Origin of the sequence: Pasteurella multocida (genome assembly GCF_900187275.1) — a bacterium.
GTDB classification, from domain to species: domain Bacteria; phylum Pseudomonadota; class Gammaproteobacteria; order Enterobacterales; family Pasteurellaceae; genus Pasteurella; species Pasteurella multocida.
Genome location: NZ_LT906458.1, coordinates 695,653 through 714,391 on the forward strand (window position 1 = coordinate 695,653; position 18,739 = coordinate 714,391).

At 38.5% G+C, this 18,739-nt stretch carries 16 protein-coding genes and 1 tRNA gene; 10 read left to right on the forward strand and 7 right to left on the reverse strand.

All coding sequences use genetic code 11. From position 1 onward, the window contains the following. Nucleotides 1-72 precede the first annotated feature (72 nt). Entirely contained in the window at nt 73-1,284 is a 1,212-nt protein-coding gene (locus CKV69_RS03295) for an ROK family protein (RefSeq protein WP_025248465.1), read from the reverse strand. Between the two features lie 294 nt (nt 1,285-1,578). Here CKV69_RS03295 and asnS point away from each other — a divergent pair, with 294 nt between their 5' ends. Continuing rightward, entirely contained in the window at nt 1,579-2,982 is a 1,404-nt protein-coding gene (asnS, locus tag CKV69_RS03300; protein WP_005726506.1) for an asparagine--tRNA ligase, read from the forward strand. A 60-nt stretch (nt 2,983-3,042) separates the two neighbouring features. Beyond that, nucleotides 3,043-5,400, forward strand: a complete 2,358-nt coding sequence (pbpC, locus tag CKV69_RS03305) for a penicillin-binding protein 1C (protein WP_014326031.1) — start codon at nt 3,043-3,045, stop codon at nt 5,398-5,400. Nucleotides 5,401-5,445: 45 nt separating this feature from the next. Here the strand turns inward: pbpC and rsmI are convergent, their stop codons facing one another. Further along, complete coding sequence (gene rsmI / locus CKV69_RS03310) at nt 5,446-6,291, reverse strand: 16S rRNA (cytidine(1402)-2'-O)-methyltransferase (protein ID WP_005726511.1); 846 nt, start codon at nt 6,289-6,291, stop codon at nt 5,446-5,448. 77 nt (nt 6,292-6,368) lie between these two features. On the opposite strand from rsmI, the gene CKV69_RS03315 reads away from it, so the two are divergent. The 4 genes from CKV69_RS03315 to dolP all read left to right on the forward strand — a co-directional run bounded on the left by CKV69_RS03315 (nt 6,369) and on the right by dolP (nt 9,680). Further along, on the forward strand, nt 6,369-8,081 hold the full coding sequence (locus tag CKV69_RS03315; protein ID WP_014326032.1) for a penicillin-binding protein activator: 1,713 nt from the start codon (nt 6,369-6,371) through the stop codon (nt 8,079-8,081). A 1-nt stretch (nt 8,082) separates the two neighbouring features. Beyond that, nucleotides 8,083-8,442 carry a YraN family protein gene (locus CKV69_RS03320; protein WP_016504400.1) on the forward strand — a complete coding sequence of 120 codons (360 nt, stop codon included), beginning with the start codon at nt 8,083-8,085 and terminating at the stop codon, nt 8,440-8,442. A 2-nt stretch (nt 8,443-8,444) separates the two neighbouring features. Next, nucleotides 8,445-9,032 carry a D-sedoheptulose-7-phosphate isomerase gene (locus CKV69_RS03325; RefSeq protein ID WP_005726516.1) on the forward strand — a complete coding sequence of 196 codons (588 nt, stop codon included), beginning with the start codon at nt 8,445-8,447 and terminating at the stop codon, nt 9,030-9,032. Between the two features lie 63 nt (nt 9,033-9,095). Further along, on the forward strand, nt 9,096-9,680 hold the full coding sequence (dolP, locus tag CKV69_RS03330) for a division/outer membrane stress-associated lipid-binding lipoprotein (protein ID WP_005726517.1): 585 nt from the start codon (nt 9,096-9,098) through the stop codon (nt 9,678-9,680). A 60-nt stretch (nt 9,681-9,740) separates the two neighbouring features. Here the strand turns inward: dolP and CKV69_RS03335 are convergent, their stop codons facing one another. Continuing rightward, on the reverse strand, nt 9,741-10,355 hold the full coding sequence (locus CKV69_RS03335) for a riboflavin synthase (protein ID WP_005716032.1): 615 nt from the start codon (nt 10,353-10,355) through the stop codon (nt 9,741-9,743). Nucleotides 10,356-10,410: 55 nt separating this feature from the next. Here CKV69_RS03335 and CKV69_RS03340 point away from each other — a divergent pair, with 55 nt between their 5' ends. Both CKV69_RS03340 and CKV69_RS03345 read left to right on the forward strand, forming a co-directional pair. Further along, complete coding sequence (locus tag CKV69_RS03340; RefSeq protein WP_005726519.1) at nt 10,411-11,805, forward strand: MATE family efflux transporter; 1,395 nt, start codon at nt 10,411-10,413, stop codon at nt 11,803-11,805. Continuing rightward, nucleotides 11,805-12,857 (forward strand): Gfo/Idh/MocA family oxidoreductase, encoded by a 1,053-nt coding sequence (locus CKV69_RS03345; protein ID WP_005754062.1) that lies wholly within the window; start codon nt 11,805-11,807, stop codon nt 12,855-12,857. Before CKV69_RS03340 ends, CKV69_RS03345 begins: the two co-directional genes overlap by 1 nt. 129 nt (nt 12,858-12,986) lie before the next feature. Here CKV69_RS03345 and pyk read toward each other — a convergent pair whose 3' ends face one another. Beyond that, nucleotides 12,987-14,426 carry a pyruvate kinase gene (pyk, locus tag CKV69_RS03350; protein ID WP_005726521.1) on the reverse strand — a complete coding sequence of 480 codons (1,440 nt, stop codon included), beginning with the start codon at nt 14,424-14,426 and terminating at the stop codon, nt 12,987-12,989. Nucleotides 14,427-14,672: 246 nt separating this feature from the next. Here pyk and CKV69_RS03355 point away from each other — a divergent pair. Further along, a tRNA-Val gene (locus CKV69_RS03355) sits at nt 14,673-14,749 on the forward strand. Nucleotides 14,750-15,184: 435 nt separating this feature from the next. On the opposite strand, the gene cspE is transcribed toward CKV69_RS03355, so the two are convergent. Then, on the reverse strand, nt 15,185-15,394 hold the full coding sequence (gene cspE, locus CKV69_RS03360) for a transcription antiterminator/RNA stability regulator CspE (RefSeq protein WP_005716039.1): 210 nt from the start codon (nt 15,392-15,394) through the stop codon (nt 15,185-15,187). A 347-nt stretch (nt 15,395-15,741) separates the two neighbouring features. Between cspE and tehB the strand changes: the two genes are divergently transcribed. Continuing rightward, nucleotides 15,742-16,602, forward strand: coding sequence for an SAM-dependent methyltransferase TehB (gene tehB / locus CKV69_RS03365; RefSeq protein WP_005756712.1), 861 nt, complete (start codon nt 15,742-15,744; stop codon nt 16,600-16,602). A gap of 37 nt (nt 16,603-16,639) precedes the next feature. On the opposite strand, the gene CKV69_RS03370 is transcribed toward tehB, so the two are convergent. Both CKV69_RS03370 and dapD read right to left on the reverse strand, forming a co-directional pair. Next, nucleotides 16,640-17,722, reverse strand: a complete 1,083-nt coding sequence (locus CKV69_RS03370; protein WP_014326035.1) for a DUF7821 domain-containing protein — start codon at nt 17,720-17,722, stop codon at nt 16,640-16,642. A gap of 159 nt (nt 17,723-17,881) precedes the next feature. Continuing rightward, nucleotides 17,882-18,706 carry a 2,3,4,5-tetrahydropyridine-2,6-dicarboxylate N-succinyltransferase gene (gene dapD / locus CKV69_RS03375; RefSeq protein WP_005754068.1) on the reverse strand — a complete coding sequence of 275 codons (825 nt, stop codon included), beginning with the start codon at nt 18,704-18,706 and terminating at the stop codon, nt 17,882-17,884. Nucleotides 18,707-18,739 lie beyond the last annotated feature (33 nt).

An 18,739-nucleotide genomic window follows, 5' to 3' on the forward strand; every position in this document is an offset into this window, starting at 1 on the left:
CCCTTTTAGCACAAGAGGAAAAATAAAAAAGCACTGTTTGATATAAATCAAAAACAGTGCTGAATAAAAAACTTAGTGCTTAATAAAATGCCCAAGCAAGCTACCGTCATAGATACCTTGTTTAATCGCCGCCGCTGCAACTACTAGTGTATTCCATTCATAGCGTCCGGTAATCACTTCAACATGAGGGTAATCTGCGCCTAAATTTGTTTTGAGCGTTTGATTCACACGAGGAAGAAAAACTTCTTTTGCACTTAAAAAACTCGAACTTAACATGATTTTCTCAGAATCAAAAATATTGACAAGATTCATTAAAATATATGCCAGACTATCTGCAACATAATGCAGAATTTGTTGAGCTTGTGGATTCTGCGCATTCGCTTTCTGACATAAAAATTCAATTTCACTTTGTGCTAAGGTCGCTTCTGGGAAATAATGCGTAATTAAAGGGTAAATGGCTTTATGGGTAACTTGATGTTGGAGTTGATAACGTTCAAGATCCGCTAAATGTGGGCTAATCAGGTCTTGTAAAGGGCTTATCTTCGGTACAATCATTTTATTGATATGACTTCTGACTTGATGCTGATGAGTTAAGAGCTCGCCTTTAGACAATACACTAAAATTAATCACATCATCCAACTGTAGGAATAACACATTATCGCAATTAATCACACTTCCTAATGTTGACTCTGCCATTAACCAAGTTTGGAAATATTCCGTCACTAATACAGGCACTTTAAAATACGGTTTAAATAGGCTTTCTAAATCAAGATCAAGGTTGACATCGCCTAACTTTATCAATCGATTTTTACTATCAAGCTCGCCACCAACCGCAATGGAAAAAGTAATTAAATGATTTAGTTCATGTTGGGTTTCAAAAAGAAATTGTTGTAAATATTGGACTAATACCTGATCTAAGTGCACTAAATCGGAGGTGGTTAAAGGATAGCTTTTACTTTTTATTTCACCGCCATCTAATTCACTTAGAATCAGTTCAAAACGGTTTTCAACCAAGGTAGCACATAAAGATTGCCAATAAAAAGGTGAAACACATAATCCAATGGCAGGACGCCCACGACTTTCTGTATTTTGAACGGCACGCTCGACAATCAATTTTTCTTTGATTAATTCGCGTGTCAATGCCGTAATGGTCGCTGGTGCTAAACGTGAAAGTTTTGATAAATCTATACGAGAAATTTCTTCAAATTGTTCAACTAAACGATAAATTTTACCAAGCTGTGTCAAGCGTAATGGTAATTTATCCTCTTTTCTAATTTTTGGCATAACTGTAATACTCAATATATCAATGATGTAACATCACGTTGTTATTTCAAACAATTCACAACGCCTACTCTTTCGTTCGTATTGCGTATTAACGCAGCATATTCTACTCACATAGAAAATGGTCGATTTGTACTTATAACCAGTTACATTAATAAAAACAAGCACTTTAATTCAATTATGGGATCTATTTCACAAAAACAAAAAATTTAATAGATTTTGTGAATTCGACTAAGTTGAGGTAAACTATGTCGGTTTATTTCTTCACAAAAAATTTGTTGAAAATTGAGGTTTTATATGACTAAAGTCGCATCTATTGTAGATGTTTTACAAGGCAAAATTGCCATTGGTGAAACCGTCACTGTCCGTGGCTGGATTCGTACTCGCCGTGACTCAAAAGCAGGTCTTTCTTTTTTGGCCATTTATGATGGTTCTTGCTTTGATCCTATCCAAGCAATTGTCAATAATGATATTGAAAATTACGAAACAGAAGTGTTGCGTTTAACAACCGGCTGTTCTGTTATTGTAACAGGTACTGTTGTAGAATCCCCTGCTGAAGGTCAAGCTGTTGAATTACAAGCAGAAAAAGTCGAGGTTGCAGGTTGGGTTGAGGACCCAGAAACATATCCAATGGCGGCAAAACGTCACTCAATTGAATATTTACGTGAAGTGGCTCATTTACGCCCTCGTACCAATATTATTGGCGCAGTCGCACGTGTTCGTCACTGCTTAGCACAAGCCATCCACCGTTTTTTCCATGAACAAGGTTTCTATTGGGTAGCGACGCCATTAATTACCGCATCAGATACCGAAGGGGCAGGCGAAATGTTCCGTGTGTCCACTCTCGACTTAGAAAATCTGCCACGTGATGACAAAGGTGCGGTCGATTTTTCACAAGATTTCTTTGGAAAAGAATCTTTCTTAACGGTATCCGGGCAATTAAATGGTGAAACCTATGCCTGTGCTTTAAGTAAAATTTACACTTTCGGTCCAACATTCCGTGCAGAAAACTCCAATACAACACGCCACTTAGCTGAATTCTGGATGGTTGAACCAGAAATTGCCTTTGCGACTCTGGCCGATAACGCGAAATTAGCCGAGGATATGTTAAAGTATGTATTCCGTGCAGTACTTGAAGAACGCAAAGATGACTTAAAATTCTTTGAAAAACATGTCGATAACGACGTTATTAGCCGTTTAGAAAATTTCATCAATTCAGATTTCGCGCAAATTGACTATACTGATGCAATTGAGGTGTTATTACAATCAGGTAAGAAATTTGAATTCCCAGTTTCTTGGGGGATCGACTTATCCTCTGAACATGAACGTTATTTAGCGGAAGAACACTTTAAATCGCCAGTTGTGGTTAAAAACTATCCGAAAGACATCAAGGCTTTCTATATGCGCTTAAATGATGACGGAAAAACCGTCGCAGCAATGGATGTGTTAGCACCGGGTATTGGTGAAATTATCGGCGGTTCACAACGTGAAGAACGTTTAGACGTGCTGGATAAACGAATGATCGAAATGGGACTCAACCCAGAAGATTACTGGTGGTATCGCGATTTACGCCGTTATGGCACCGTACCACACGCTGGTTTTGGTTTAGGTTTTGAACGTTTAATCGTGTATGTTACTGGCGTACAAAATATTCGTGATGTGATCCCATTCCCACGTTCACCGCGTAATGCAAACTTCTAAACAAACTTAACACTGCTGATTCCCCTTATATTATTAAGGGGAATTTTTTAGGTCACCTGAATGGCTCGCTTACGTAAAAACTGTATTTTATCACTACTTTATACCGCACTTTTACTTGCCTGCGTGGTGACCATTGTTCGCCTTTTACCTTACTCCCCATTAAAAGATCATTTCCCCTATTCCAGCGCAGTTTATGACGAGCAACAAAATTTGTTACGCCTCACCACCGCCAAAGATGAGAAATACCGTCTATGGACACCTCTCCATGATATCTCCCCGAAACTTGTTGATGCGGTGCTTTTTCAGGAAGATGAATGGTTTTATTGGCATTTTGGTGTTAATCCTTACGGGCTATTGCGTGGGGCTTGGCAAACCTACATTTTAGGCAACTCACCACAAGGTGGATCAACGATTACTATGCAACTGGCTCGTGTCTTATGGGCTATTGACAGCCGAAGTCTATTAGGCAAAACAGAACAAATCTTACGCGCAATCCAACTGGAAATACGTTACTCAAAAAAAGAGATTTTAGAGGCTTATTTGAATTTTGCCCCTTATGGCAGAAATATTGAAGGGGCGGGAACCGCCAGTTTAATCTACTTTAATAAAGCCAATCATAAGATGAATTTGGCTGAAGCGCTTACCTTAGCGATTTTACCAAAGAATCCGAACAGCTATATTCGTCAAAATAATCAACAGCTGAATTCTGCTTTATTCAAGGCACGTAACCAACTTTACCAACGTTGGATAACACAATACCCTGCTGATCAACAATGGCAAACAGATTTTCAACTCAATTATCCACTGCGACCACTCGAAAAACTACCGTTTTTTGCACCGCACTTTGTTGATCAATTACTACAACAATATCCTGAACAAACGCATATTGTCAGTACGCTCAATAGCTCTCAACAGCGATTAATTGAGCGTATTACACGTCGCTATTTATCCCAACAATACACTAAAGGAATAGAAAATGTCGCAGTACTATTAGTGGATAATCGCGATATGGCAGTAAAAGCCTTGATCGGTTCGGGTAACTATTTTAATCCAGCTATTTCGGGACAAATTAATGGTACTTTAGCTAACCGCTCTTATGGTTCAACGTTAAAACCTTTTATTTACGCATTGGCGTTTGATCAAGGTTTAGCCCACGGCAAAACCGTTTTAAAAGATTTGCCAACGACCTTTGGTGATTACCAGCCCGAAAATTACGAAGGCAATTTTTTAGGTCCCGTCAGTGTTACTCAGGCGTTATTACAAAGCCGCAATATTCCTGCTATTGATCTTGCCAAACAACTTAACCCCGATCTTTACGACTTTCTCCAACAAGCAGATATCAAACTACCCAAAAGTAAAAGCTATTATGGCTTATCTCTAGTATTAGGCGGTGCTGAATTAAATCTACAACAGTTAGCCAGTTTATATGCGATGTTAGCCAATCAAGGGAGATGGCAACCGTTGAAATTCAACCAACGAGATAGTCTTCCTGCGCCTAAAACCGTATTAAGTCAAGAAAGTGCGGTCATGATTCATGATATTTTGCGGCAAAATTTTCGCACAGATGTGCAAAATAAATCGATTAAGACTGCATTACCGCTCTATTGGAAGACCGGCACGTCAAATGGGCTACGTGATGCGTGGACGGCAGGTTACTTTGGACACTATACTCTTGTGGTTTGGTTTGGTAATTTTAACAATAAAAATAACCCGCATTTTATTGGGCGTACTTTGGCTGCCCCTTTGTTCTTACAACTGGCAGACAGTCTGATTGCTAGCGAGCCTCAAATGCGTGACATTGTCACTGAAAATATCAATCAACTCAATTTAAAACATGTCCTCGTTTGTCAGGCGGACGGAAATCTACCGAATGCCTATTGTCAACAACAAATCAACACCCTGTTTATTCCCGGAAAATCACCGATTACCATCAGCCAGCTTTATCAGCCTTTTACGGTACTCAAAAATAGCGACATGTTGGCATGTTCAACACATGATAAAGCCGAAACGGAACAAAAAATTTATGAAATGTGGTCAAGTGATTTTCAACAGATTTTTGCGCAAGCTGGCGTCATGAAAAGAATGCCGATCATAAATACGGCTTGTCCTTATGAACAACAACACCAAGCCTTACAAAATCTACACCATAATAATCCGCAAATCGTTTCGCCATTAGCACAACGTCATTATTATATTGAACATGACAACCCAAAAAGCCCTTTACTTCTGTCAGCTATTGCTGCGGGTGAAGTCAAAAAATTATACTGGTTTGTCAATAATAGTTTTATTGGTGAAGCCTTGCCACAGCAACCCCTTTTTTGGCAACCTAGGTCAGCAGGCTATTATACGATCTCGGTGACAGATGATTACGGCAGAAGCACAAGCCTTTCCATTAATGTGCTACTGAAAGGATTTTAAAAAGCCCCAACGCATTTACTTGCTATGGGGCTTTTAGCCAGAACTTTAATTAAAATGCTCTAATCCATATTGATACAGCGCATTTTTCTTATAGCCATAGATTTCCGCCACAATGGCAGCCGCCTTTTTTAATGGAAGCGATTGGCTTATTAATTCAAGTGCTTTGAGGGCTTGGGGATTTATCTCATCAGTCTCCTGTTTGACTTTCCCTTCAATAATTAACACCATTTCCCCTTTAGTGCGATTCGGATCTTCTCCTAACCATTGGCGTAAATTTGCCACATTGTCCCCTACGATCGTTTCCCAGGTTTTGGTAATTTCCCGCGCCAATACCACATAGCGTTCTGCTCCCAACGTTTTTTCGATATCCGCTAAGGTATCCAAAATGCGATGGGTTGATTCATAAAAAATCAGCGTACGCTCTTCTTCAGCGAGATTTTGCAATTTATCGCAACGTGCCTTGCTTTTCGCCGGTAAAAATCCTTCAAAACAAAAACGATCGGATGCAATACCTGAAGCGCAAAGTGCGGTAATCGCAGCACAAGCGCCCGGTATCGGCACCACTTTAATACCAGCTTGGCGACATTGACGTACTAGATGAAAACCGGGATCACTAATCAGTGGCGTCCCCGCATCAGAAATCAACGCAATATGTTGCCCCTGCTGTAATTTCTCTACTAAGAGGTGTGCTTTTTGTTGTTCATTATGATCATGTAAGGCAAAAAAAGGCTTCTTAATACCATAATGGCTTAATAGTAAACCACTATGACGCGTATCTTCCGCCGCAATCAGATCAACCTGTTCAAAAATCGCTAAAGCCCTTTGTGTAATATCTTGTAAATTCCCAATCGGCGTGGCGACAATATATAAAATTCCTGTTAAATTGTTCATTTCATACTTCTTTTTATTTGCTTTTAGTTAATGAGATAAGTAAGATCGTTCTATTGTTGTTAACAAACGGAGTAATCATGACTATTCTATTACAACACACTCATTTAAAAAATCGATTAATGCCTTTTTTGTTGGCACTTTTTCTTGCCGGCTGTACGACTTTCTTAGGTGGTGGCTCAGCAAGTCTCTTGCAGAGTGATGCCAATGCAAATTCTGACTTTTATATGAATAAAGTCTATCAAGCACAAAATCTCGAAGAACAGCATACTTATAAATTGCTTGCCGCACGTGTACTTGTCACAGAAAACAAAATTCCTCAGGCTCAAGAATTACTCAATGAATTAACAACATTAACTGACGAACAAGTATTAGATAAATCAATTATTGAAGCACATATCGCCGCAGTTAAACAACAAAATACCGTGGCAGATACACAGCTTAAACACATTAATCTCGCTCAATTAAGCCGTTCACAATTAGCACGTTATTATGATGTGGCAGCACGTATCGCAGAAAATCGCTATGATGCGATTGAAGCGGTAAAAGCTCGAATTCAAATCGACCAGCTTTTATCAGATGTTTCTCGTAAACAAGCCAATATCGACCGCACTTGGTCGCTCCTTCGTAATGCTAACCGTGGTGTGATTAATAACACTGTAGCCGAAGGGAACATTGCATTGGGTGGCTGGTTAGCCTTAACTCGTGCTTATAACCAAAATTTAAGCAATCCTGCACAATTAAGCCAAGCAATTCAGCAATGGAAAACCGCTTATCCGACACACCCAGCGGCTTACTTATTCCCAACAGAACTACAAGGTCTGTTTAATTTCCAACAAACACAATTTTCACAAGTCGCGTTATTGTTACCACTTAGCGGCAATGCTCAAGTCATCGGAAATACCATTAAAGCAGGTTTTGATGCAGCAAAAGACAATAGCGCGACGCAAGTTCAAGTATTTGACACCGCTGCGACCCCGGTTGATGTGATTTTCGATCAAGTTAAACAAGCGGGGATTCGAACAGTCGTTGGTCCATTGCTAAAACAGAATGTGGATATGCTCTTGAATAACGCACAGCTAGTACAAGGCTTAGATGTGTTAACACTAAACTCTACCTCAAATGAACGTGCAATCGGGCAATTATGTTACTACGGACTTTCACCTGAAGACGAAGCCGAGTCAGCAGCGAACAAAATGTGGAAAGATGGGATTAGAACGCCTTCTGTTTTTGTACCACAAAATGATTTAGGTCGTCGTACAGCTTCTGCGTTTAATGTGCGTTGGCAACAATTAGCTGCAACGGATGCCAATATTCGTTTCTATAACTTACCGGCTGATATTACTTATACCTTAGACGATCAAAATACCTCTGGCGTCTATATTGTTGCTATGAGTGATCAATTAGCTGAAATTAAAACAACCATTGATAACAGCGGTCGTACAACGAAACTTTATGCCAGTTCGCGCAGTAATTCCGCTAACAATGCGCCAGAATATCGTTTATTAATGGAAGGTTTACAATTTAGTGATATTCCTTTCTTTAAAGATGTTACATCTAACCAATATAAGAAAATTGAAAAATTAACCAAAGGTGATTTTTCACTGATGCGCCTCTATGCAATGGGCGCTGACGCGTGGTTGCTTATTAATCATTTTAATGAGTTACGCCAAGTACCAGGTTATAACATTGATGGTTTGACCGGTAAACTAAGTGCGGGCGCAAACTGTAATATTGAGCGTGACATGACCTGGTTCCAATACCAAAGTGGTGGCATTATCTCCTTGAACTAAGATGTTCTCATTAAAGCGTCAACAAGGGGCGAGATTTGAATACCAAGCTCGCCTCTTTTTAGAATCAAAAGGGCTACAATTTGTAGCTGCCAATCAATCCTTTTCCTGTGGCGAATTAGATCTGATTATGCGAGATCAAGACACGCTCGTTTTTGTTGAGGTGCGACAACGAAAAAATGCGGTTTTTGGTTCAGCAGTGGAAAGTGTTGATTGGGAAAAACAAAAAAAGTGGCTGAACGCAGCAAATTTATGGCTTGCACAGCAAAATCGTAGCTTGGAAGACACTGACTGCCGGTTTGACTTAATTGCTTTCGGTAAAACCACACAAGACCTTGAATGGATTATAAATTTTCTTGATTAATTATGTTAGATAAACTCAAAGACTTATACACTGAAAGTATTCAAACACAGATTTCCGCCTCCAGTTTATTACCCGATACCATCATGCAAGCCACACAAATGATTGTGGATTGTTTGTTAAGAGGGAATAAAATTATTGCCTGCGGAAACGGACGTTCTTATATTAATGCCCAACTGTTTGTCGCAAACTTATTAAATCGCTATGAGTTAGCCAGACCTAGTTTCCCTTCTGTTTTACTCAGTTTAGATAGCGCCATTAACGCCGCAATGGCGCTTGATAATAATACAGAAACCTTATTTCAACGCCAATTTAATGCAGTGGCTCAACAAGGGGATATTCTTATTGCTTTTTCTCCTTTGCCTCATAATGATGAAATTGTCATTAATGCAATTAACAGTGCGGTAAACAAAGGCATTATTGTAATTGTCTTAACGAGTGCCTCAAATGATCATATTCAAGGTTTTTTGACCGAACACGATCTCGAAATCGCGATTCCCGCAATCAAAGAAAGCCGAGTGATTGAAGGACATTGTTTTATTGCTAATGCAATTTGTGAACTGGTCGATCACGCCCTGTTTTCACATTCATAACTTGACAAGAATCAGGATTTCAACAACACTAACTCGCATGACAAATACAAAAGGAGATCCCTTATGCAAATCAACATGTTAAAAAAATACACTTTTATTTTAGCGACTGCTCTCCTACTGCAAGGTTGTGTGGCCGCAACCATTGCTGGCACGGCAGCCGTGGCAACCAAAGTTGCTACTGACCCAAGAACTGTTGGCACACAAGTTGATGATGAAACTTTAGAAGAAAAAGTGCGTTTTGCCATTCGTAAAGATGCGCAAGTCAAATCGGAAGCGCGTATTAATATTATTTCTTATAGCGGTCGTGTTTTATTAATTGGTCAAGCCCCAAACGCAAATGTTGCTGAAGTCGCTACCAGCTTGGCGAAAGGTGTAGAAGGTGTAAACGAAGTATATAATCAAGTTCGTATCCAGCCACAAATTAGCTTCGGTCAAATTGCAAAAGACGGAGTAACCACCACCGAAATTAAATCTAAAATGCTCGTGGATTCTCGCGTCAAATCTACTGATATTAAAGTGATTACGGAAAATGCCGAAGTTTTTTTAATGGGTAACGTCACTCAAGCACAAGCGGATGCCGCAGCGGATATTGCACGCAATGTGTCAGGTGTTAACAAAGTCATCAAAGTCTTTAATTACTTAAATTAAGCCAATAAAAAAGTGCGGTAAAAATTCACTTTATTTTCACCGCACTTTTATTTTGTCTTATTATTGCTGTTTTGTGCTCAAATAACGCTCTACTGTATCCACAATCGCTTGCGTTTGTGGATCAATCTCAATATTCACTTTATCCCCCACTTCACGCGTACCAATCAAGGTACGATTCAACGTTTCAGGAATCAAATTAACGCAAAATGTTTGTCCTTTCACTTCACCAATAGTTAAGCTAATTCCATCAATCGCAATAAAGCCTTTAGGTAAAATATATTTCATGGTTGCCATATCCGGTAATTCGAACCAAATCTGGCGATTATTTTCTGAACTGAAAATCTGCTTCACACTCGCCGTACAATACACATGCCCCGATAAAATATGCCCACCAATTTCACTGCCCATTTGCATCGCGCGTTCAATATTCACTAAATCACCCGGCTGTAACTCGCCTAAATTTGTAATACGTAATGTTTCTGCCATTAAATCAAAACTAACACAATCTTGATTAATCTCTGTTACCGTCAAACATACGCCATTATTCGCAACTGAAGCACCAATTTCTAATCCTTTCAGCATTTCTTGTGGCATTTTCACGATCTGTGTTCTAAAATTAGCTTTGTCTTGAATAGAAACAATTTTTGCAGTTCCTTGAACAATACCTGTAAACATAGTCATCTCTCTTTAAAACTCAATATTCTATTATTATAACAAACTCGGAATTTTTATGAAATTTATAGATTTTAGTGCTTATAAAGTGGAAGCAAAAAAATTATTGCTTATTGCCCTCCCGATCTTACTGGCACAAATTGCCCAAAACTCAATGGGGTTAGTTGATACCATCATGTCTGGACGCGTCAGTTCGGCAGATATGGCAGCAATTTCAGTGGGCGCATCCATTTGGTTCCCCTTAGTGCTGTTTGGTCACGGACTTCTACTAGCGCTCCCACCAACGATCTCCTATCTCAATGGCTCAGGCAAACGCGATCAGATTGCCCATCAAGTACGACAAGGTATTTGGATTATTTTATTTAGTTGCCTACCTTTAGGTATTCTCATTTATTATAGCAACCTCGTTTTTGACTATATGCAAGTGGAAGATCATCTCAAAGAGATCACTATTGGCTATTTACATGCAATGATTTGGGGCTTGCCCGCTTATTTACTGATGATTAATTTTCGTTGCTTAAATGATGGTATTGCGAAAACCAAACCAGCTATGGTGATCACGTTTTTAGGCTTAGGTTTAAATATTCCACTCAATTATATTTTTATTTATGGAAAACTTGGTATCCCCGCCTTTGGTGCGGTGGGATGTGGTATTGCGACCGCCATTGTGAACTGGTTTATGTGTATTTTGATGATCGCCTATTGTAAAAATGCACGTAATCAACGTGACCTTAAAGTCTTTGCCAAAATCCTAGAAAAACCTAATTTTACTACCTTAAAAAAACTCCTCAACTTAGGTTTCCCGATTGCTGTCGCCTTATTCTGCGAAGTGGCACTGTTCGCCCTTACCGCCTTGCTATTATCCCCATTAGGTACGGATATCGTTGCAAGCCATCAAATTGCATTGAATACCAGCTCCTTCTTGTTTATGCTTCCTATGTCATTAGGTATGGCAGCAACCATTCTAGTAGGACAGCGTTTAGGTGAAGGCGCAGCCGATAAGGCGAAACAGGTATCCTACTCCGCCTTAATTGTCGGCTTACTGATTGCTGTCATCACGGCGACATTAACGGTCATCTTCCGTGTTGAGATTGCTGAAATTTTTGTCAAAGATCGAGATGTGATTGCGATGGCTGGCACACTCCTTTTAATTGCTGCCCTTTATCAATTCTCTGATACCGTTCAAGTCGTAGCCGGCGGTGCATTACGTGGCTATAAAGATACAAAAGCTATCTTATACATTACACTCTTTTGTTATTGGGTAGTGGGTATGCCAATGGGCTATACCTTAGCTCGTACAGATCTGTTGATGCCTGCTCTAGGGGCGGAAGGTTTTTGGATTGGCTTTGTTGTCAGCCTAACTATTGCCGCTACGCTGTTGATGATCAGAATGCGCAAAATCCAAGCTCAACCAGATGCCATTTTATTTGCTAAACTTGAGAAATTAAAATAATGTCGAAGATCATTCATGTTGGTATTGCAGGTTTTGGTATGTCAGCCAAAACCTTCCATACTCCTTTTTTACATCAAGATCCCCGTTTCTGTATCCATAAAGTCTTTGAGCGACAAAGTGACAAAGCCAAATCAATTTATCCATATATCACGACTGTTCGCGATTTTACACAGTTATTAGAGGAGGATATTGATTTAGTTCTTATCACTACACCTAACCAAACCCACTATGACTTCGCTAAAAAAGCCATATTAGCAGGGAAACACGTTATTGTTGAAAAGCCACTTGCTATCACCGCGCAACAAGCTGAGGAATTAGACGTTTTAGCACAAAAACATCACGTCATGTTATCGGTGTATCAAAATCGTCGTTGGGATAGCGGAGCCTTAACGGTGAAAAAACTCATCGCAGAAAACACGCTGGGTGAAATTGTCGAATATGAAATTCGCTATGAACGCTATAGTCCAAGCAAAAACAAAAAAGCATGGAAGGAAACAGGCGAATTAGGAACAGGATTGGTTTATGATTTAGGCGTACATTTGATTGATGAAGTTCTTGACCTCTTTGGTATGCCCAAGGCACTTTTCGCAGATGTCACTAAACAAAATCCAGAAAGTGGTAGCGATGACAGTTTTCGTATTACTTTTTATTATGCTGATCATAAAAAAGTGACGTTGTCATCAACGAAATATGCCAGAGAACCAGCACCTCATATTATTTTACAAGGTAAACTGGGCTCATACATCAAACCTAAATTAGATAATCAAGAAGCACTACTCATGGCGGGTGTACAGCCAAAAGGAGATTGGAATAAAGAATCAGAACAAGATTGGGGCATTTTACATACTGAAATAGACGGTCTTATTGTACGTCAAAAACTTGAGCCTATCTCTGGTAATTATCAAGCGTACTATGACAATATTTATGCGGTTCTTACTAAAAATGCCCCACTTCTAGTGACCGCGAAACAAGCCACAACAGTACTCAAACTTATCGAAAAAGTATATGAAAGTGCAGCGCTTGGGCAAAAAATTTACTTAGTAAATCAATAAAAAATATCTGCTGAATAGGTTGTTTTATTAACATTAAAATAGCCTATTTTCTTATCGTTACACTTTATTTAAAAAATAAAAAACGGTGATAAACATTAGCTTATCACCGTTTTGTTTTAAGAATACTGTTTATTCTACAACTAGTGTACGGCAAGTATTTGTACCACTTGCTAACAATTCATCACCTTGAGTTAAAAGAACTAAATCACCCGATACTAAGAAACCTTTCTCTTTTAACAAACGAATCGCTGCAGCTGCACCTTTTGAATTACGGCTGACTTCATCAAAATGAACAGGTGTAACACCACGGTATAATGCACAAAGATTTAATGCATCTTGGTTACGAGATAAGGCAAAAATCGGTAAACCAGAACTAATACGTGACATTAATAACGCGGTACGTCCAGTATGTGTCATTGCAATAATTGCAGCAACACCTTTCATGTGGTTTGCAGCATACATTGCAGACATTGCAACGGATTCTTCGATAGAATCAAAAGTGATATCCATACGGTGACGAGAAACATTGATGCTTGGCATTTTTTCAGCACCTAAACACACTTTTGCCATGGTAGCCACTGTTTCTGCTGGATATTGCCCTGCCGCTGTTTCTGCAGAAAGCATCACGGCGTCTGTACCATCTAATACGGCATTCGCTACGTCCATCACTTCCGCACGAGTCGGCATTGGATTGCTAATCATAGATTCCATCATTTGTGTTGCTGTAATAACAACACGGTTTAATTGACGTGCGCGACGGATTAATTTTTTCTGTACACCCACTAATTCAGGGTCACCAATTTCAACCCCTAAGTCACCACGTGCTACCATGATGACATCTGATGCTAAAATAATGTCATCCATTGCTTCAGTGGTTGCAACAGTTTCTGCACGTTCTACTTTTGCCACGATTTTTGCTTTTAAGCCTGCGGCTTCAGCTAACTCACGCGCATAGTTTAAATCTGCACTTGAACGAGGGAAAGAAACCGCTAAATAATCTACACCGATTTTTGCTGCCAATAAAATATCATTTTTATCTTTTTCAGTTAATGCATCAGCAGATAAACCTCCGCCTAACTTGTTAATACCTTTATTGTTCGATAATGGACCACCAACAGTGACTTCAGTAAAAACTTTATTACCTTCTGTAGATAAGACTTTTAATTGAACACGACCATCATCTAACAATAAAATATCGCCTGGCACAACGTCTTGTGGTAATGTTTTGTAGTCTAAACCAACACCTTCTTGCGTACCTTCACCTTTTGGTAAATCGGCATCAAGCACAAATTTATCACCAATATTTAAGAAAATTTTACCATCTTTGAAAGTTGAGACACGGATTTTAGGGCCTTGTAAATCACCTAAAATAGCAACGGTTTTTCCAAGTTTTTTTGCCACTTCACGTACTTTCTCCGCGCGACCGATATGATCTTCTGGTGTGCCATGAGAAAAGTTCATACGAACAACATTCGCGCCAGCCATGATAATTTTTTCAAGATTATTCCCACGCTCTGTTGACGGTCCCATTGTACATACAATCTTCGTTCTTCTTAGTCTTCTAGACATTACCTACTCCGTAAATGATATAAGTTATAAAATAGTGATCTTAGCTTTCTTACATAATTCAAGCTTGAAAGAAAAAACTGTGCCTTATTATACGCCTAAAATAAAATTAGATCGAGATCACAATTTCGAAAATTCCCTATTTTAGTTAAGGAAAAATGGTTACTTTTTTGGCAGTTAAAAAAGGAAAGAGAAAAAGTGCTTGTGTTATGTTTTGAAAGCTTATATGATAGCCCCGCATTTAAGGATGCGACTATAGCTCAGTTGGTTAGAGCACCACCTTGACATGGTGGGGGTCACTGGTTCGAGTCCAGCTAGTCGCACCATTTCCCTTTCCAAACCTATCCAAAACAGTCCAAAATCCCCAATAAAATCAATAAGAAAGCCATAAATCACAGACAAGTCTTTCCAAAACATTCCAATACTATCCAACAATTTTAGTATTATATTTGGTATTACATTTTTAAAAATTTGGTATTACTCTGCCCTAAAAATTGGATTTTTGAAATGTAATACTAAAAATTTTAGAAAACGTAATACTAAAAGAGTATAAGACTTACTCGTAGGAAAACATTGATCAGCAAACGGATAAACAAGTAGTAGAATTAAAGCGATGAGCTGGGACTACGAATCTGTTTTAGCCATTGCGGCATACTACAAAGAGAAAGGTATCAAAGTATTTAAACATTTTGTCATGGACATAATAAAGAAAAAGCCTCTTACTAAAAAGTAAGAGGCTTATTTATACGCTGATATAAAACTTAGATTGCTTTTACATCAATCGCTGAAGGTCCACGTTGTGAATCTTGAACGCTGTATTCTACGCGGTCACCTTCATTTAATGTTCTGTAGTTAGAACCGATGATACCTGAAAAATGAACGAAAAGATCTTTACCGCCGTCTGCTGGCGTGATGAAACCAAAACCTTTGTCAGAGTTGAACCATTTTACTGTACCGTTTAATTTAGACATGTTGTCTTCCTTCTATTGATAAAATTTAAAATTATGCTTGAAACAAGCGTAGTGCTAATAACTGTTACTTAAATAAAGATGAGTAAGAGTGCTTTTCAAGTAACAAATATAACGCTTGTAAATGAGGAAGAACTGTACTAACTAACTTATATAAAGACGGGTCTAGCAGGTACGCATTAGAACACTTAAACAGAGAGAAAGCAAACGATATTTACGATTATTTTTATTTAAAGGTAAAAAGTGTTTATTGTGTGTAGAATATAACCAAAATTGGGGTTTGCAATGGATTTACTTTTCTCTTATCCTACTATTTGAGTCAACTATTAAAATAAAATTAAGGGTAAATTATGCAAAATGAACTCATTTGTTATAAAAGAATGCCAATTTGGACAGCCTCCAGTTTGCCGCAAATGTTTCAAGAAAAACATAATACGAAAATTGGGACATGGGGAAAATTAAGCGTACTAAAAGGGAAACTCAAATTCTACGAATTGACGGAAACGGGAGAAACAATCCAAGAACATATTTTTACACCAGAAACGGCTATTCCTCTTGTTGAACCGCAGGCTTGGCATAAAGTAGAAGCCATGTCAGAAGATCTAGAATGTGTTCTTGAATTTCATTGTAAGAAAAAAGACTACTTTCATAAAAAATACAATATGACCCCAACGCATTCGGAAGTGAAAAGTGCGGTGGAAATATTGTCACCTTGTAAAGTATTAGACTTGGGCTGCGGTCAAGGACGTAATTCACTCTTCTTAAGCCTGTTAGGTTACAATGTCACAGCTTGGGATCACAACGAGAACAGTATCAAATTTTTACAAGACACTGCCGAAAAAGAAAATCTTACTATTCAGACCGCACTTTATGACATCAATAGTGCAAAGATCAGCGAAAATTATGATTTTATTTTGTCCACTGTCGTCTTTATGTTTCTCAAGCCACAACACATCTCACAGATTATTGAAAACATGCAAACGCATACCAATGTGGGAGGCTATAATTTAATTGTTGCGGCGATGTCAACGGAAGAGGTCCCTTGTCCTGTCCCCTTTTCTTTTACTTTTAAAGAAAATGAATTAAAAACCTATTATCAAGATTGGGAATTGGTTAAATACAACGAAGAAATGGGCGAATTACATAAAACCGATGAAAATGGTAATCGAATTAAAATGAAATTTGTCACGATGCTCGCTAAGAAAAAATAATACAACAACGCCCTGTTATCAGGGCGTTTTAGTTGTTTTAATCACCTAATTTACTCATTGGAAAATCTAAAATTTCTGCTAAGTTCAGTATGCTTTCTACATCTGTCTTTAGACAAGGTAAAAAGCAATAACTCTCCAAACGCGTTTCAATATCTAATAAACTATAATTTGATTCGGCTTCAACCTTTCTGGCAATATCATTAGGCTGTAAGCCATCTTCTTCATCGAGTTCAAAAGGTTGCTCTAGATATTTAGCAAGATAATCAAACAACGCATCATAGTCCATTTGCCAATGATCTTCATAAGTAGAAGTTAAAAACTCACACAACAGAAAACGGTAATTTAAGAAAGCGGGTTTCACTGTGCCATAAAAACCTTCATCTTTGACTTGTTGGATTAATTGTTTTTGTTGCTGTTGTATTTCTAACCAACGTGCTTTAAAGCCTTTTATATTCTGAATTTGTGTTAATTGGCAGAACTGCGTTAAATACGGTGAATAGGTTTCTAATGTTTTTTGTTGATAAGTTGTATCCGATAAAGCGAAGCCAGTCACGTCAATAGACAGCGTTTGGCATATCTGCCCAATAGCACGTTCTAATAGTGACCAATACGTTTTATCTAATTGTTCTTCACTCTCGATGTCTAAGAGACATGCACACTTCATTTCTTTAAAAATGCTACCAAATGTATTTGGTACCACTAAAATTTTAAAACGTTGCTCCCCTTCTCTATCTGTATAAGGCAGACAAAAGAAAGTGACCTGCTCATATTTCGCTTTTTTCGCTTTCAAATGTGCCTGAACTGGTGTAATACCAAAACTTATCATGATAAAGCAATAACTATTACCATCGACTAATTCCTCTTGCGGAATAGGCTCAATATTCGCTTTCCATAATAATTCTGCCAATGCATCATAATGATCTGCATAACCGGCATCTGCTAAAGTCGCCACAATCAGCTCTTTTTCGTCATCATCAACATCGACAAAATGTCCGGGATAATAATAGTAATCAACTAAAATATCTGTTTTAAATAGATTATTGGGTACCTCGACACTATCACTTTCATTGTCTAAATATGCTTCAATTTTGACTAAAGCATTTAAGATATAGTCATACATAATTTACTCTCATCTAAAAATCACATTTATCAATGTAGCACAATTTATCAGCATATTAGTCATGGATAAATTAATAAAAAACTGACCGCACTTTGTCTTGAAAGAAACAAAGTGCGGTCAGTTTTAATCAAATTTTAAAAAGAAAGTGAGCTAACAACACTATTCATCAATTGTTCGTAATAATTCGTTAATACCGACTTTACCTAAGGTTTTAGCATCGACTTTTTTCACGATTACAGCGCAATATAAACTATATTTGCCACATTTAGATGGAAGGCTGCCCGAAACCACCACAGACCCCGCAGGAACTCGACCATAAGTTACTTCGCCCGTTTCACGATCGTAAATTTTGGTTGATTGTCCAATGAAAACGCCCATAGAGATGACAGACCCTTCTTCCACAATCACCCCTTCGACAATTTCAGAGCGTGCACCAATAAAACAGTTATCTTCAATAATCGTTGGATTGGCTTGCAATGGTTCTAATACCCCACCAATGCCAACACCGCCTGATAAATGCACATTTTTACCAATTTGCGCACAAGAACCAACCGTTGCCCAAGTATCCACCATAGTACCTTCATCAACACGGGCACCAATATTGACATAAGATGGCATTAAAACTGTATTTTTAGCGATATAGGCGCCTTTACGCACAGCTGCAGGAGGCACAACACGGAAACCCTCTTGTTGAAAACGTGCCGCATCATATTCAGCAAATTTCATTGGCACTTTATCATAGTAATTTGTCTCACTGCCGGCGACTAACTCATTATCATTAATACGGAAAGACAATAACACTGCTTTTTTTAACCATTGATGTGTGACCCATTCTCCATCAATTTTTTCTGCTACGCGATATTTTCCCGAATCTAAGCCTTCAATCGCTTCTTCAATCGCGGCTCGCGTTTGTGCATCGACTGTTTTTGGGGTAATTTCTGCGCGCTTTTCAAAAGCGGCTTCAATGATATGTTGTAATGACATGCAATTTTCCTCAATGGATGAACGTTTAAAGCC